Origin of the sequence: Escherichia sp. TC-EC600-tetX4 (assembly GCF_019356055.1) — a bacterium.
In the GTDB taxonomy this organism is placed as follows: Bacteria; Pseudomonadota; Gammaproteobacteria; order Enterobacterales; family Enterobacteriaceae.
In genome coordinates this window covers 3,767,184-3,781,361 of sequence record NZ_CP079924.1, presented here as the reverse complement: position 1 = coordinate 3,781,361, position 14,178 = coordinate 3,767,184, and the positions used below count along the sequence as shown (strand labels likewise).

The following is a 14,178-nucleotide window of genomic DNA, read 5'->3' as shown; positions in this document are numbered from 1 at the left end:
GACAATTGACGGCTTGACGGAGTAGCATAGGGTTTGCAGAATCCCTGCTTCGTCCATTTGACAGGCACATTATGCAAGCATTGCTGGAACACTTTATTACCCAATCCACCGTGTATTCATTGATGGCGGTGGTGTTGGTGGCCTTTCTGGAGTCGCTGGCGCTGGTCGGTTTGATTCTACCCGGTACGGTGCTGATGGCGGGGCTGGGAGCGCTGATTGGCAGCGGCGAGTTAAGTTTCTGGCACGCCTGGCTGGCAGGGATTATTGGCTGCTTGATGGGCGACTGGATTTCTTTCTGGCTGGGTTGGCGTTTTAAAAAGCCGTTGCATCGCTGGTCATTTCTGAAGAAAAACAAAGCACTACTTGATAAAACTGAACATGCGTTGCATCAACACAGCATGTTCACCATTCTGGTCGGTCGTTTTGTTGGCCCGACGCGTCCGCTGGTGCCAATGGTGGCGGGAATGCTGGATCTGCCGGTGGCTAAATTTATTACGCCGAATATTATCGGCTGCCTGCTGTGGCCGCCGTTTTACTTCCTGCCAGGGATTCTGGCGGGCGCGGCGATCGATATTCCTGCCGGAATGCAGAGCGGTGAGTTTAAATGGTTGCTGCTGGCAACAGCGGTGTTTTTGTGGGTTGGTGGCTGGCTGTGCTGGCGGTTATGGCGCAGCGGTAAAGCGACTGACCGTTTGAGTCATTATTTGTCCCGCGGTCGTTTGTTGTGGCTGACGCCGTTGATTTCTGCCATCGGCGTGGTGGCGCTGGTGGTGTTAATTCGCCACCCGTTGATGCCGGTGTATATCGATATTTTGCGTAAAGTGGTTGGGGTTTAGGAGATAGTCTTGTGCGGGTTGCCTGATGCGACGCTTGCCGCGTCTTATCAGGCCTACAAAACGCACTACCCGTAGGTCGGATAAGGCGTTCACGCCGCATCCGACAGTGCATACTAACCCGTAATCCCCAATAGTGCCGAAGCACTCGCCTTACCGCTCAACAACTCATTGGTCATACCCTGCCAGGCGATGCGCCCGTCGGCGACTACTACCGAGCGCGTGGCGATCCGCGCCGCATCTTCCACGCTGTGCGACACCATCAATAGCGTCATTTTTTGCTGCTGGCAGCTCGTGCTCACCAGCGTCAACATCTCCTGACGTAACGCCGGATCGAGCGCAGAGAACGGTTCATCGAGCAATAAAATCGGCTGTTCGCGTACCAGACAACGCGCTAACGCCACTCGCTGTCGCTGACCGCCGGAAAGCTCGCCCGGTAACCGCGCCATTAAATTATCAATCCCCATCTGGCGGGCGATAGCGTGCATTTTCCCCTGCTGTACCGCGTTCAGTTTCAATCCCGGATTTAGCCCCAGCCCGATGTTCTGTGCGACCGTCAGGTGGCTGAACAGGTTGTTCTCCTGAAACAGCATCGACACCGGACGGCGTGACGGCGGCATAGTTGTGTGATCTACGCCATCGATAGTCAGCGAACCGCTGGCTGGCGTCAGAAAACCGGCGATCAAATTCAGCAGGGTACTTTTACCCGCGCCGCTTGGCCCGAGGATCGCCACCTGCTCGCCGCGTTCCACCGTTAAGCTAAAACGCATCGGCAAATGGTGGTAAAGCCAGGTGATATCAGTCAGTTTTAACATTTCGCCCCGGTAGTTTTTCAATCACGGTAAACAGCAGAAAACAGAGCAGCAGCAGAATTAACGCGGTGACCGCACCGTCCTGGCTGCGATAGGAGCCAATTTGCTGGTAGAGATAAAACGGCAGGGTGCGGAAATCATCGTTACCGAACAACGCCACCACGCCAAAATCACCAATCGACAGCACGCATGCAAAGGCCAGCGCCTGCGCCAGTGGACGTTTCAGGGCGCGCAGCTCCACCACTTTTAAGCGTGACCAGCCTTCAATCCCCAGCGACTGACATAACATGCTGTAGCGGGCGGTGATATCGCGCATCGGGTTTTCCAGCACTTTCAGCGCATAAGGGATCGCCATTAACGCATTGGTGAAAATCACAATGCCGTCAGCAGATTGTGGCAGGCCGATAGTGTTGTTGAGCAGTAAAAAGAAGCCGGTAGCCAGCACAATCCCCGGCATGGCGAGGATCAACATGCCGCTCATCTCCAGCACCTGACCCGCCAGCATTTTCTGCCGCGCCCGCAGTTCGCGACTGCTCCATAGCAGCATCATGGTCAGCACTACGCACAATACACCTGCCGCCAGCGCAATACGCAACGAGGTCCACAGCGCCTGCCACAGCACCGGTTGTGCCAGCACTTCCGGCAACTGGCGATTTACCCCATCGACGATCACCGCCAGTAACGGTGGCAGCAACAGCAGCAGCGCCAGCACAATTAACACCGTGTCGCAAATGCGGCTATGCAGACGATCGTCCGGGTCGCGCCAGCCTTGCAGCAGCGTGGTGCCGGGCGCAATGGCCTTACTCAATCGCTGACTCAACAGCACCAGCCCGAGGCAGCACACCATCTGGAGCAGCGCCAGCATTGCCGCGCGGGCAGGATCGTAGTCGTAACTCAGCGCCTGATAGATTGCCAGCTCGATAGTGGTCGCCTGCGGACCGCCCCCCAGCGATAGCACGGTGGCGAAGCTGGCGAAACAGAGCATAAAGATAAGCGCAGCAACCGGCGGGATTTGTCGCCGTAACCACGGCCATTCGACGAAGCGGAAAAAATGCCAGCTACGCATCCCAAGCTGGGCGGCAAGTTGACGCTGTTCGCCGGGGATGTTTTCCAGTGCCTGGAGTAATAAGCGGCTCGCCATCGGCAGATTAAAAAACACATGGGCCAGCAAAATACCTTGCAGGCCGTAGGGCGAAAAGGTCCACTCCAGACCGAGCGATTGGCAGAGTGTTGCCAGCCAGCCCTGGCGACCATAGACGCTAAGAATGCCGAAAACAGCGACCAACACCGGGAGGATCAAGGTCATTGCACACAGACGCAACAGCGCCAGCCGACCCGGAAAGCGCCTGCGATAGAGCGCGCGGGCGAGGAATATCGCGGGTATGACAGAGAGCAGTGCCGAGAGAAACGCCTGCCAGAAGGAGAAGCGCACCACATGCCACAGATAGCTGTCCTGCCAGACTGCCACCCAGTCATCCTGCGGCGCGTTCCACCACAGGGCGAGAAACGCCGCCAGCGCAACCGCTACCACCAGCGTGGTGGCGCTTACACCTGGAATTAACCAGCCGGGAATTAACGGCTGACGGCGCGTTGCCATTCGCTAATCCATGCCTGACGTTGTGCCGCCACTTCGGCTGGCGTGAACTCCAACGTGGTTGCGGGTTTGGTCAATTTTTCAAAACCGGCAGGCAGCGTGACGTTTGCCACCGGATACATCCAGTTGCCGGTTGGGATCGCATTCTGGAAAGCCGGAGAAACCATAAACTGGAGGAATTTTTGCGCCAGCTCCGGCTGCTTGCTGGCAGCGGTGCGGGCGGCGACTTCCACTTGCAGATAGTGACCTTCGCTGAAGTTCGCGGCGGCGTAGTTATCTTTCTTCTCTTCGAGAATGTGATAAGCCGGAGAGGTGGTGTAACTCAGTACCAGATCGCTTTCACCTTTTAAAAACAGGCCGTAGGCTTCGCTCCAGCCTTTGGTGACCGTGACCGTTTTCTTCGCCAGTTTCTGCCAGGCTTGTGGGGCGTCATCGCCATAGACTTTTTGCATCCATAGCAACAGACCCAGCCCCGGTGTACTGGTGCGCGGATCCTGATAAATCACCCGCCAGTTTTGATCGCTCTCAACCAGTTCTTTCAGGCTTTGTGGCGGGTTTTTCAGTTTGTTCTTGTCATAAACGAAGGCGAAGTAGCCATAATCAAACGGTACGAAAGTGTCATTATTCCAGCCGCCGGGAACGTTAACGGCATCCGCTGCCACACCGCTTTTGGCAAACAGTCCGGTTTTACTGGCGGCGTCTAACAGGTTGTTATCCAGCCCCAGCACCACATCGGCTTTACTGTTTTTGCCTTCCATCCGTAGACGGTTGAGAAGCGAAACGCCATCTTCCAGCGCCACCAGTTTCAGTTCGCAATTACAGTCGGCTTCAAAGGCTTTTTTAACCACCGGACCAGGCCCCCAGTCGGCGGCGAAGGAATCGTAGGTATAAACAGTCAGAACGGGTTTAGCGAAAACGGGCGCTGTGCACAGCAACAGCAGGGGCAGACATTTTTTTAACACTTTGCACCTCAAAAAAGAGTGGCAAAGGACTTGAGAAGGAGCCTCAAATCCCTTCGCCGGCGTTATCCGGATCAGGTTCGACGGGTATTTTCTCAGCGCACGCGTACGCGTGGCACCCCGTTGAGAACGGCGTTAGTGTAGTGATTTTGTTATCAACCAGCAATCATGGATCCGGTGGCGCAAACCACGCTGATTTAAAATCGAACCAGCCGAGGGTATTCATGCGCAGGCCGCGCATACTGCGTTGCCCCTGAATGATCAGCCAGTGGTGCAATAATGGCACCATCGCTTTGCTGGCGACCAGTTGCTGGCACCAGTTCGCCAGATTCATCTCGCCATTGCGCCAGCGAGCAGCGTCGGCTTGCCAGTCAATGGGAATGCAATGTTGTAGCAGTGGCACTTCGCATAAATGTGCGAAAACAGAGAAGTCCAGCGGCAGGGTAAAGTTGGCGCTGTTTAGCCAGATATCACTTTCGATCTCTCCTGTATGCCACTGATCGTAGTCGATCTCTTTGATTTTCAGCGTGACCTGGTGACTTGCCAGAATCTGCTGCATGATCCCGGCAATCACCCGATGCTCACTGTGATCCTGATAAAAGGTTAGGGTGAGGCTTTCCAGGCCAGCCGGTTTTTCGCTCTTTATGGTGCGGGCATGGTGCCAACGGGGGAGCAGTCCATAAGCCGGGAACCACAGTTGCTGGTACTGTTCCTCAGCGAAATAGACCAGATTAGTTGGAGAAAGCACATAGCTTACCCAGTCCCTGACTTGCTGATTCGCCCCGCGATGGGTGCGGCTGTCGAACAGTAAATAGTAGCAACCTTCCTCCAGGCGGCTTTCAATCTCTTTTTCCTCGCCCTGTGGACCTTTTAGCATCAGCCCTCCGGCTGGCTCGTCGGCAATTTCCGGCAGAACCCAGACGTTAACTTCGTCGATTAATGCCCGGTAACCGAAGAAGTCATCGAATGCCTGAATTTTCAGTTGATTGGTGCTGTTGCGAATCACCGCATACGGACCGGTGCCGATGGGATGGCTGGCAAAGTTACTGAGGGTTTCCCATTCGCGCGGCAGGATCATCGCCGGAACTTGCCCCAGCAGTAACGGTAACCAGCGGTCCGGTTGCGTGAGATGGATATCCAGCGTCCAGGGCGTCGGCGACACAATGTCAGCAATATGCGAATAGAGCGGCAGCGTATTGATTCGTTTTAAAGAGGCGATCACATCGTCCATTTCCAGTTCACGACCATGGTGAAAATGGACTCCTGGACGCAAAAAGAAACGCCAGTGAAGCGGTGAAATTTGCTGCCAGTGGTGGGCGATGTCTGCTTCCAGTTCCCCATTTTCCTCATTTATGCGCGTTAGCGAACTGAAGATTTGCCGGGCGATATGGGTTTCGGAACGGCGCAATGCGCTGCCAGGTAGCAGATTACGCAACGGACGATAGTAGAGCACGCGCAGGATGTGCCGCCCCTGGCGGAAGCTGCGGCCCAGATGAGAAACCAGCATTTGCCGCACAGTCGCTTTGTCGCCAACCAACTGCACCAGTTGATCGATACGATCCTGCTCCAGCAGGTCTTCCGCCCGCTGTTGCTGAAGCGCCAGCCCGGTATAGAGGAATGTCAGACGCGAGCGTTTACCGCGCCCGACTTCCGCTTCCCACGTCAGCCAGCCGCGATCCTGCATGGTGTTGAGCAGGGTGCGCATATGACGACGCGAGCAGCTCAATAACGCTGCCAGTTCGTTGAGCGTTGTGTCCTGCGATTTACCCTCGCAGCATTGCCACAGGCGGATGAACTGTTGTTGCAGACGAGCAGATGGCATAAAAGGGGAACTCCTGTGCAAAAGACAGCAATTTTATTTTCCCTATATTAAGTCAATAATTCCTAACGATGAAGCAAGGGGGTGCCCCATGCGTCAGTTTTATCAGCACTATTTTACCGCGACAGCGAAGTTGTGCTGGTTGCGTTGGTTAAGCGTCCCACAACGATTAACCATGCTTGAAGGACTGATGCAGTGGGATGACCGCAATTCTGAAAGTTGACTTGCCTGCATCATGTGTGACTGAGTATTGGTGTAAAATCACCCGCCAGCAGATTATACCTGCTGGTTTTTTTTATTCTCGCCGCGCTAAAAAGGGAACGTATGATCTGGATAATGACGATGGCTCGCCGTATGAACGGTGTTTACGCGGCATTTATGCTGGTCGCTTTTATGATGGGGGTGGCCGGGGCGCTACAGGCTCCTACATTGAGCTTATTTCTGAGTCGTGAGGTTGGCGCGCAACCTTTCTGGATCGGCCTCTTTTATACGGTGAATGCTATTGCTGGGATCGGCGTAAGCCTCTGGTTGGCAAAACGTTCTGACAGTCAGGGCGATCGGCGAAAACTGATTATATTTTGCTGTTTGATGGCTATCGGCAATGCGCTATTGTTTGCATTTAATCGTCATTATCTGACGCTTATCACCTGTGGTGTGCTTCTGGCATCTCTGGCCAATACGGCAATGCCACAGTTATTTGCTCTGGCGCGGGAATATGCGGATAACTCGGCGCGAGAAGTGGTGATGTTTAGCTCGGTGATGCGTGCGCAGCTTTCTCTGGCATGGGTTATCGGTCCACCGTTGGCCTTTATGCTGGCGTTGAATTACGGCTTTACGGTGATGTTTTCGATTGCCGCCGGGATATTCACACTCAGTCTGGTATTGATTGCATTTATGCTTCCGTCTGTGGCGCGGGTAGAACTGCCGTCGGAAAATGCTTTATCAATGCAAGGTGGCTGGCAGGATAGTAACGTACGGATGTTATTTGTCGCCTCGACGTTAATGTGGACCTGCAACACCATGTACATTATTGATATGCCGTTGTGGATCAGTAGCGAGTTAGGATTGCCAGACAAACTGGCGGGTTTCCTGATGGGGACGGCAGCTGGACTGGAAATACCAGCAATGATTCTGGCTGGCTACTATGTCAAACGTTATGGTAAGCGGCGAATGATGGTCATAGCAGTGGCGGCAGGAGTACTGTTTTACACCGGATTGATTTTCTTTAATAGCCGTATGGCGTTGATGACGCTGCAACTTTTTAACGCTGTATTTATCGGCATTGTTGCGGGTATTGGGATGCTATGGTTTCAGGATTTAATGCCTGGAAGAGCGGGGGCAGCTACCACCTTATTTACTAACAGTATTTCTACCGGGGTAATTCTGGCTGGCGTTATTCAGGGAGCAATTGCACAAAGTTGGGGGCACTTTGCTGTCTACTGGGTAATTGCGGTTATTTCTGTTGTCGCATTATTTTTAACCGCAAAGGTTAAAGACGTTTGATGACGTGGACGATAGCGGAAAGCCCGGTCATTTGACCGGGCAAGGGGATTAATTCATAAACGCAGGTTGTTTTGCTTCATAAGCGGCAATGGCGTCGTCGTGCTGCAAGGTAAGCCCAATACTGTCCAGACCGTTCATCATGCAGTGGCGGCGGAAGGCATCGATGGTAAAGCGATAGGTTTTCTCTCCCGCTTTCACCTCTTGCGCTTCCAGATCCACGTCGAAATGGATCCCCGGATTAGCTTTCACCAGCGCAAACAGTTCGTCCACTTCTGCATCGCTTAATTTCACCGGCAGCAGCTGGTTGTTAAAGCTATTGCCGTAGAAGATGTCAGCAAAACTCGGCGCAATCACCACTTTAAAACCGTAGTCGGTCAATGCCCAGGGCGCGTGCTCACGCGAAGAGCCACAGCCGAAGTTTTCTCGTGCCAGCAAAATGGAAGCGCCCTGATACTGCGGGAAGTTCAGCACGAAGTCCGGGTTTGGCTGTTGGCCTTTTTCATCCAGAAAACGCCAGTCGTTAAACAGATGCGCGCCAAAACCCGTACGGGTCACTTTCTGCAAAAACTGTTTCGGGATGATTGCATCGGTATCGACATTGGCGGCATCCAGCGGAACCACCAGGCCTGTGTGTTTGATAAATTTCTCTGCCATGGTGTGCTCCTTATTTAATGTTGCGAATGTCGGCGAAATGTCCGGTCACAGCAGCAGCGGCAGCCATTGCCGGGCTGACCAGATGCGTGCGCCCGCCGCGCCCCTGGCGGCCTTCAAAGTTACGGTTGCTGGTGGAGGCACAACGTTCGCCCGGATTCAGACGGTCGTTGTTCATCGCCAGACACATTGAGCAGCCAGGCAAGCGCCATTCAAAACCGGCTTCAATAAAGATTTTATCCAGACCTTCCGCTTCCGCCTGGGCTTTTACCGGGCCAGAGCCGGGAACCACCAGTGCCTGCACGCCTGGCGCGACTTTTCGCCCTTTGGCGATCTCCGCTGCCGCGCGTAAATCTTCAATGCGCGAGTTGGTACAGGAACCGATAAACACTTTGTCGATAGCCACTTCGGTCAGCGGAATACCCGGTTTCAGCCCCATATAGGCCAGCGCTTTTTCTGCCGACGCGCGTTCAACCGGATCGGCAAACGAAGCCGGATCGGGAATATTGTCGTTCACGGAAATCACCTGGCCGGGATTGGTGCCCCAGGTGACCTGCGGTGAAATTTCTTCTGCTTGCAGAGTGACAACGGTATCGAAAGTTGCGCCTTCGTCGGTTTGCAGGGTTTTCCAGTAGGCAACGGCGTCGTCGAAATCTTTGCCTTTCGGCGCATGCAGACGGCCTTTGACATAGTTAAAGGTGGTTTCGTCCGGTGCAACCAGACCGGCTTTTGCGCCCATTTCGATTGCCATATTGCACAGGGTCATACGACCTTCCATGCTTAAATCACGGATTGCTTCGCCGCAAAACTCCACCACATGCCCGGTGCCGCCTGCGCTACCGGTTTTACCGATAATTGCCAGCACGATATCTTTTGCGGTAATGCCCGGCGCGGCTTTGCCCTGGACTTCAATTTTCATGGTTTTTGCGCGGCCCTGTTTCAGGGTTTGCGTTGCCAGTACGTGTTCAACTTCGGAAGTGCCGATACCAAAGGCCAGTGCGCCAAACGCGCCGTGGGTGGCGGTATGCGAGTCGCCGCAGACAATGGTCATCCCCGGCAAGGTGACGCCCTGTTCCGGCCCCATTACGTGGACGATCCCCTGATACGGGTGATTCAGGTCATACAGTTCGACGCCAAATTCTTTGCAGTTTTTGATCAGTTCCTGCATCTGGATACGCGCCATTTCACCGCAGGCATTAATGTCTTTGGTCTGGGTAGAGACGTTGTGATCCATGGTAGCGAAGGTTTTGCCCGGCTGACGTACCGGGCGACCGTGGGCGCGCAGACCATCGAACGCCTGCGGTGAGGTCACTTCATGCACCAGGTGGCGGTCGATATATAACAGTGGGGTTTCGTTTTCGGCTTCGTACACAACGTGAGCGTCGAACAATTTTTCGTATAACGTCTTAGCCATGATTACACCCCTTCTGCTACATAGCGGGCAATGATATCGCCCATTTCATCGGTACTAACGGCGGCAGCGCCACGGGCTAAATCCCCGGTGCGAATGCCTTCTTCTAATGCGCGGTTAATGGCGCGTTCAATGGCGCAAGCCGCATCATCGGCATCCAGGCTGTAACGCAGCAGCAGTGCCAGCGAAAGGATTTGTGCAATCGGGTTGGCGATGTTTTTGCCTGCGATATCTGGTGCCAAGCCGCCCGCCGGTTCATACAGTCCAAAACCTTGCTCGTTCAGGCTGGCGGAAGGCAACATCCCCATCGAGCCAGTGATCATTGCGCACTCGTCAGACAGAATGTCGCCAAACAGGTTGGAGCACAGCAGAACGTCAAACTGTGATGGATCTTTAATCAGCTGCATGGTGGCGTTGTCGATGTACATATGCGCCAGTTCGACATCCGGGTATTCCGTGGCGATCTCGTTAACGATCTCCCGCCATAAAATAGAGGATTGCAGCACGTTGGCTTTATCGATCGACGTCACTTTGTGGCGACGCTTGCGAGCAGATTCAAACGCGATGCGGGCGATACGTTCGATCTCAAAACGGTGATACACCTCGGTATCAAAGGCTTTTTCATATTGTCCGCTACCTTCGCGGCCTTTTGGCTGACCGAAATAGATGCCGCCGGTCAGTTCGCGCACACACAGGATGTCGAAGCCGTTTGCGGCAATGTCTGCACGCAGCGGACAGAATGCTTCCAGCCCCTGATACAGTTTTGCCGGGCGCAGGTTGCTGAATAATTTGAAGTGCTTACGCAGAGGCAGCAGCGCGCCGCGTTCTGGTTGCTGGTCTGGTGGTAAATGTTCCCACTTCGGGCCGCCTACCGAGCCAAACAGCACGGCATCGGCTTGCTCACAACCTTCAACCGTCGCAGGCGGCAGTGGTTGCCCGTGGTTATCAATGGCTGCGCCGCCTACATCGTAATGGCTGGTGGTGATGCGCATCGCAAAGCGGTTGCGCACGGCATCCAGCACTTTCAGCGCCTGGGTCATCACTTCCGGACCAATACCGTCCCCCGGCAATACGGCAATATGGTAATTCTTCGACATCACACGGTTTCCTTGTTGTTTTCGTTGTGTTGAGCTTTGCGTTGCAACTCTTTTTCGACTTCTGCGGCACGCCAGATATTGTTCAGAACGTGCACCATGGCTTTGGCAGATGACTCGACAATATCGGTAGCCAGGCCGACGCCGTGGAAGCGGCGACCGTTGTAGTTAGCGACGATATCCACCTGACCCAGCGCATCTTTACCGTGGCCTTTGGCGGTCAGGCTGTATTTCACCAGTTCGACGTTATATTCAGTGATGCGGTTAATTGCCTGATAGACGGCATCGACCGGACCGTTACCGTTGGCGGCTTCTGCTTTGACTTCTTCGCCACAGGCCAGTTTGACGGCGGCGGTGGCGATATCGTTAGAGCCAGACTGCACGCTGAAGTAATCCAGACGGAAATGCTCCGGCTCTTCTTGCTGCTTACCGATGAAGGCCAGCGCCTCCAGATCGTAATCAAACACCTGACCTTTTTTGTCCGCCAGCTTCAGGAAAGCATCGTACAAATTGTCTAAATTATATTCACTTTCTTTATACCCCATCTCATCCATGCGATGTTTCACCGCCGCACGCCCCGAACGAGAGGTCAGATTCAGCTGGATTTGGTTCAGACCAATAGATTCTGGTGTCATGATTTCGTAGTTTTCGCGGTTTTTCAGCACGCCATCCTGGTGTATACCGGAGGAGTGTGCGAATGCGCCGCTGCCAACAATGGCTTTGTTTGCCGGGATCGGCATATTACAAATCTGGCTAACTAACTGGCTGGTGCGCCATATCTCCTGGTGATTAATGGCGGTGTGGACGTTGAGAATATCCTTACGAACTTTGATCGCCATGATGACTTCTTCCAGGGAACAGTTTCCGGCACGCTCGCCGATCCCGTTCATTGCGCCTTCCACCTGGCGTGCACCGGCATGTACCGCCGCCAGTGAGTTTCCGACCGCCAGGCCCAAATCGTCGTGGGTATGTACGGAGATAATGGCTTTGTCGATGTTAGGCACGCGTTCATACAGGCCGCTGATGATTCCGGCGAACTCAAACGGCATGGTGTAGCCCACGGTGTCCGGAATGTTGATGGTGGTGGCACCGGCATTAATCGCCGCTTCGACCACTCGCGCCAGATCGGCAATGGGTGTACGCCCGGCATCTTCGCAAGAAAATTCAACATCATCGGTGTAATTACGGGCGCGTTTCACCATATAGATAGCGCGTTCGATCACCTCGTCCAGCGTGCTGCGCAGCTTGGTGGCGATGTGCATTGGCGAAGTGGCAATAAAGGTATGAATACGGAAGGCTTCGGCGACTTTCAGGGATTCGGCCGCCACGTCGATATCTTTTTCCACGCAGCGAGCTAACGCACATACGCGGCTGTTTTTAACCTGGCGGGCGATGGTTTGCACCGATTCAAAATCGCCCGGCGAAGAGACGGGGAAACCGACTTCCATCACGTCAACACCCATACGCTCAAGGGCCAGCGCAATTTGCAGTTTTTCTTTCACACTCAAGCTTGCCTGTAACGCCTGTTCACCGTCGCGCAATGTGGTATCGAAAATAATGACTTGCTGGCTCATGGTTTGGGTCCTTGTCTCTTTTAGAGCGCCTCGCTTCGGGCATAAAAAAACCCGCGCAATGGCGCGGGTTTTTTGTTTGACTGCGTGCTGGCTTAATGCTGGATGCCGCTCACTCGTCTACCGCGCAAAGAAGATGCGTTTAGTAGTAGTAGACCGATAAAGCGAACGATGTGAGTCATTAAATCAGCTCCAGATGAATGCGATATGCTTTTAGAGTTACTGGATACAAAAACGGATGTCAACCCTGACGCAATAAAAACGTCCCGCCAGCGTGAGTTCTGCATCCGTAAAATTAGCTAATTGTGCTGCGGTGGTTAAAGTAAGCGATATTAATTTCTGCTTAACTACCGACGCTTTTCATCGGTTGACATATTTCAGCATAAATTTTTGCATCTAATCAACGAGGAAAAAGGGGACAAAATGCACGCGTTGCAAAACCTATCCTGATGATTTGTATTGAATTATATGTTTTGCGATTTTTTTTGATATTGATTTGGTGAATATTATTGATCAATTAATGTTAAGAATTAATGCATTAAATATATAAATTAATTATTAAATAAGCACATTTAATCCATTTTGTAGATGATTGAGTATTCGCGGTAGTTATGATTAGATTGTTTTCGCAACAAAAACATTATGGATTATTATGCTGTGGTAAATGACTCATTCCACGGCAATGGATTCTGTTTTTATCAGAACCCGTATCTTTATGTTTTCCGAATTTTACTCATTTTGCTTTTTCTTATTTTATATGCATGATAAATCATATTCTTCAGGATTATTTCTCTGCATTCCAATAAGGGAAAGGGAGTTAAGTGTGACAGTGGAGTTAAGTATGCCAGAGGTACAAACAGATCATCCAGAGACGGCGGAGTTAAGCAAACCACAGCTACGCATGGTCGATCTCAACTTATTAACCGTTTTCGATGCCGTGATGCAGGAGCAAAACATTACTCGTGCCGCTCATGTTCTGGGAATGTCGCAACCTGCGGTCAGTAACGCTGTTGCACGCCTGAAGGTGATGTTTAATGACGAGCTTTTTGTTCGTTATGGCCGTGGTATTCAACCGACTGCTCGCGCATTTCAACTTTTTGGTTCAGTTCGTCAGGCATTGCAACTAGTACAAAATGAATTGCCTGGTTCAGGTTTTGAACCCGCGAGCAGTGAACGTGTATTTCATCTTTGTGTTTGCAGCCCGTTAGACAGCATTCTGACCTCGCAGATTTATAATCACATTGAGCAGATTGCGCCAAATATACATGTTATGTTCAAGTCTTCATTAAATCAGAACACTGAACATCAGCTGCGTTATCAGGAAACGGAGTTTGTGATTAGTTATGAAGACTTCCATCGTCCTGAATTTACCAGCGTACCATTATTTAAAGATGAAATGGTGCTGGTAGCCAGCAAAAATCATCCAACAATTAAGGGCCCGTTACTGAAACATGATGTTTATAACGAACAACATGCGGCGGTTTCGCTCGATCGTTTCGCGTCATTTAGTCAACCTTGGTATGACACGGTAGATAAGCAAGCCAGTATCGCGTATCAGGGCATGGCAATGATGAGCGTACTTAGCGTGGTGTCGCAAACGCATTTGGTCGCTATTGCGCCGCGTTGGCTGGCTGAAGAGTTCGCTGAATCCTTAGAATTACAGGTATTACCGCTGCCGTTAAAACAAAACAGCAGAACCTGTTATCTCTCCTGGCATGAAGCTGCCGGGCGCGATAAAGGCCATCAGTGGATGGAAGAGCAATTAGTCTCAATTTGCAAACGCTAACTGATTGCAGAATAGGTCAGACATGAATGTCTGGTTTATTCTGCATTTTTTATTGAATGTAGAATTTTATTCTGAATGTGTGGGCTCTCTATTTTAGGATTAATTAAAAAAATAGAGAAATTGCTGTAAGTTGTGGGATTCAGCC

Annotated in this window: 13 protein-coding genes and 1 riboswitch; of the genes, 4 read left to right on the top strand and 9 right to left on the bottom strand. The window is 52.3% G+C overall.

Going from position 1 to position 14,178, the window contains the following annotated elements; genetic code table 11:
* Positions 1-71 precede the first annotated feature (71 nt).
* Entirely contained in the window at positions 72-836 is a 765-nt protein-coding gene (locus tag KXD89_RS18375; protein WP_001148390.1) for a DedA family protein, read from the top strand.
* Between the two features lie 113 nt (positions 837-949).
* On the opposite strand, the gene thiQ is transcribed toward KXD89_RS18375, so the two are convergent.
* The 4 genes from thiQ to sgrR all read right to left on the bottom strand — a co-directional run bounded on the left by thiQ (position 950) and on the right by sgrR (position 6,020).
* Complete coding sequence (gene thiQ, locus KXD89_RS18370) at positions 950-1,648, bottom strand: thiamine ABC transporter ATP-binding protein ThiQ (protein WP_000916281.1); 699 nt, start codon at positions 1,646-1,648, stop codon at positions 950-952.
* The gene (gene thiP, locus KXD89_RS18365) at positions 1,632-3,242 is read right to left on the bottom strand and encodes a thiamine/thiamine pyrophosphate ABC transporter permease ThiP (protein ID WP_000235721.1); all 1,611 of its coding nucleotides are present in this window, start codon (positions 3,240-3,242) and stop codon (positions 1,632-1,634) included. The genes thiQ and thiP overlap by 17 nt, the downstream gene beginning before the upstream one ends.
* A complete protein-coding gene (gene thiB, locus KXD89_RS18360; protein WP_001301364.1) occupies positions 3,218-4,201 on the bottom strand; it encodes a thiamine ABC transporter substrate binding subunit in 984 nt (327 codons plus the stop codon). Before thiB ends, thiP begins: the two co-directional genes overlap by 25 nt.
* A 30-nt stretch (positions 4,202-4,231) precedes the next feature.
* Positions 4,232-4,331: riboswitch (TPP riboswitch) on the bottom strand.
* Between the two features lie 33 nt (positions 4,332-4,364).
* Positions 4,365-6,020 carry a DNA-binding transcriptional regulator SgrR gene (gene sgrR / locus KXD89_RS18355; protein WP_001138624.1) on the bottom strand — a complete coding sequence of 552 codons (1,656 nt, stop codon included), beginning with the start codon at positions 6,018-6,020 and terminating at the stop codon, positions 4,365-4,367.
* Positions 6,021-6,108: 88 nt separating this feature from the next.
* On the opposite strand from sgrR, the gene sgrT reads away from it, so the two are divergent.
* A complete protein-coding gene (gene sgrT, locus KXD89_RS18350) occupies positions 6,109-6,240 on the top strand; it encodes a glucose uptake inhibitor SgrT (RefSeq protein ID WP_001248770.1) in 132 nt (43 codons plus the stop codon).
* 101 nt (positions 6,241-6,341) lie between these two features.
* Positions 6,342-7,520: a sugar efflux transporter SetA gene (gene setA, locus KXD89_RS18345; protein ID WP_000637847.1), complete on the top strand. Its 1,179-nt coding sequence runs from the start codon at positions 6,342-6,344 to the stop codon at positions 7,518-7,520.
* A 48-nt stretch (positions 7,521-7,568) separates the two neighbouring features.
* On the opposite strand, the gene leuD is transcribed toward setA, so the two are convergent.
* The 5 genes from leuD to leuL form a co-directional block, all read right to left on the bottom strand.
* Positions 7,569-8,174, bottom strand: coding sequence for a 3-isopropylmalate dehydratase small subunit (leuD, locus tag KXD89_RS18340; RefSeq protein ID WP_000818228.1), 606 nt, complete (start codon positions 8,172-8,174; stop codon positions 7,569-7,571).
* A 10-nt stretch (positions 8,175-8,184) separates the two neighbouring features.
* Positions 8,185-9,585: a 3-isopropylmalate dehydratase large subunit gene (gene leuC / locus KXD89_RS18335; protein ID WP_001140652.1), complete on the bottom strand. Its 1,401-nt coding sequence runs from the start codon at positions 9,583-9,585 to the stop codon at positions 8,185-8,187.
* Between the two features lie 2 nt (positions 9,586-9,587).
* Entirely contained in the window at positions 9,588-10,679 is a 1,092-nt protein-coding gene (leuB, locus tag KXD89_RS18330; RefSeq protein WP_001698010.1) for a 3-isopropylmalate dehydrogenase, read from the bottom strand.
* Positions 10,679-12,250 carry a 2-isopropylmalate synthase gene (gene leuA, locus KXD89_RS18325; RefSeq protein WP_000082850.1) on the bottom strand — a complete coding sequence of 524 codons (1,572 nt, stop codon included), beginning with the start codon at positions 12,248-12,250 and terminating at the stop codon, positions 10,679-10,681. The genes leuB and leuA overlap by 1 nt, the downstream gene beginning before the upstream one ends.
* Positions 12,251-12,342: 92 nt before the next feature.
* Positions 12,343-12,429 (bottom strand): leu operon leader peptide, encoded by an 87-nt coding sequence (gene leuL / locus KXD89_RS18320; protein ID WP_001300467.1) that lies wholly within the window; start codon positions 12,427-12,429, stop codon positions 12,343-12,345.
* Positions 12,430-13,088: 659 nt separating this feature from the next.
* On the opposite strand from leuL, the gene leuO reads away from it, so the two are divergent.
* Entirely contained in the window at positions 13,089-14,033 is a 945-nt protein-coding gene (leuO, locus tag KXD89_RS18315) for a transcriptional regulator LeuO (RefSeq protein ID WP_001115472.1), read from the top strand.
* The last annotated feature ends 145 nt before the right edge of the window (positions 14,034-14,178 follow it).

Bases quoted from the DNA above. Each gene is read 5' to 3' on its own strand.
- leuO (WP_001115472.1), top strand. From the start codon at position 13,089: ATGCCAGAGGTACAAACAGATCATCCAGAGACGGCGGAGTTAAGCAAA.
- leuC (WP_001140652.1), bottom strand. From the start codon at position 9,585: ATGGCTAAGACGTTATACGAAAAATTGTTCGACGCTCACGTTGTGTAC.
- thiQ (WP_000916281.1), bottom strand. From the start codon at position 1,648: ATGTTAAAACTGACTGATATCACCTGGCTTTACCACCATTTGCCGATG.
- sgrT (WP_001248770.1), top strand. From the start codon at position 6,109: ATGCGTCAGTTTTATCAGCACTATTTTACCGCGACAGCGAAGTTGTGC.
- KXD89_RS18375 (WP_001148390.1), top strand. From the start codon at position 72: ATGCAAGCATTGCTGGAACACTTTATTACCCAATCCACCGTGTATTCA.
- leuD (WP_000818228.1), bottom strand. From the start codon at position 8,174: ATGGCAGAGAAATTTATCAAACACACAGGCCTGGTGGTTCCGCTGGAT.
- leuL (WP_001300467.1), bottom strand. From the start codon at position 12,429: ATGACTCACATCGTTCGCTTTATCGGTCTACTACTACTAAACGCATCT.
- leuA (WP_000082850.1), bottom strand. From the start codon at position 12,250: ATGAGCCAGCAAGTCATTATTTTCGATACCACATTGCGCGACGGTGAA.
- setA (WP_000637847.1), top strand. From the start codon at position 6,342: ATGATCTGGATAATGACGATGGCTCGCCGTATGAACGGTGTTTACGCG.
- sgrR (WP_001138624.1), bottom strand. From the start codon at position 6,020: ATGCCATCTGCTCGTCTGCAACAACAGTTCATCCGCCTGTGGCAATGC.
- thiP (WP_000235721.1), bottom strand. From the start codon at position 3,242: ATGGCAACGCGCCGTCAGCCGTTAATTCCCGGCTGGTTAATTCCAGGT.
- leuB (WP_001698010.1), bottom strand. From the start codon at position 10,679: ATGTCGAAGAATTACCATATTGCCGTATTGCCGGGGGACGGTATTGGT.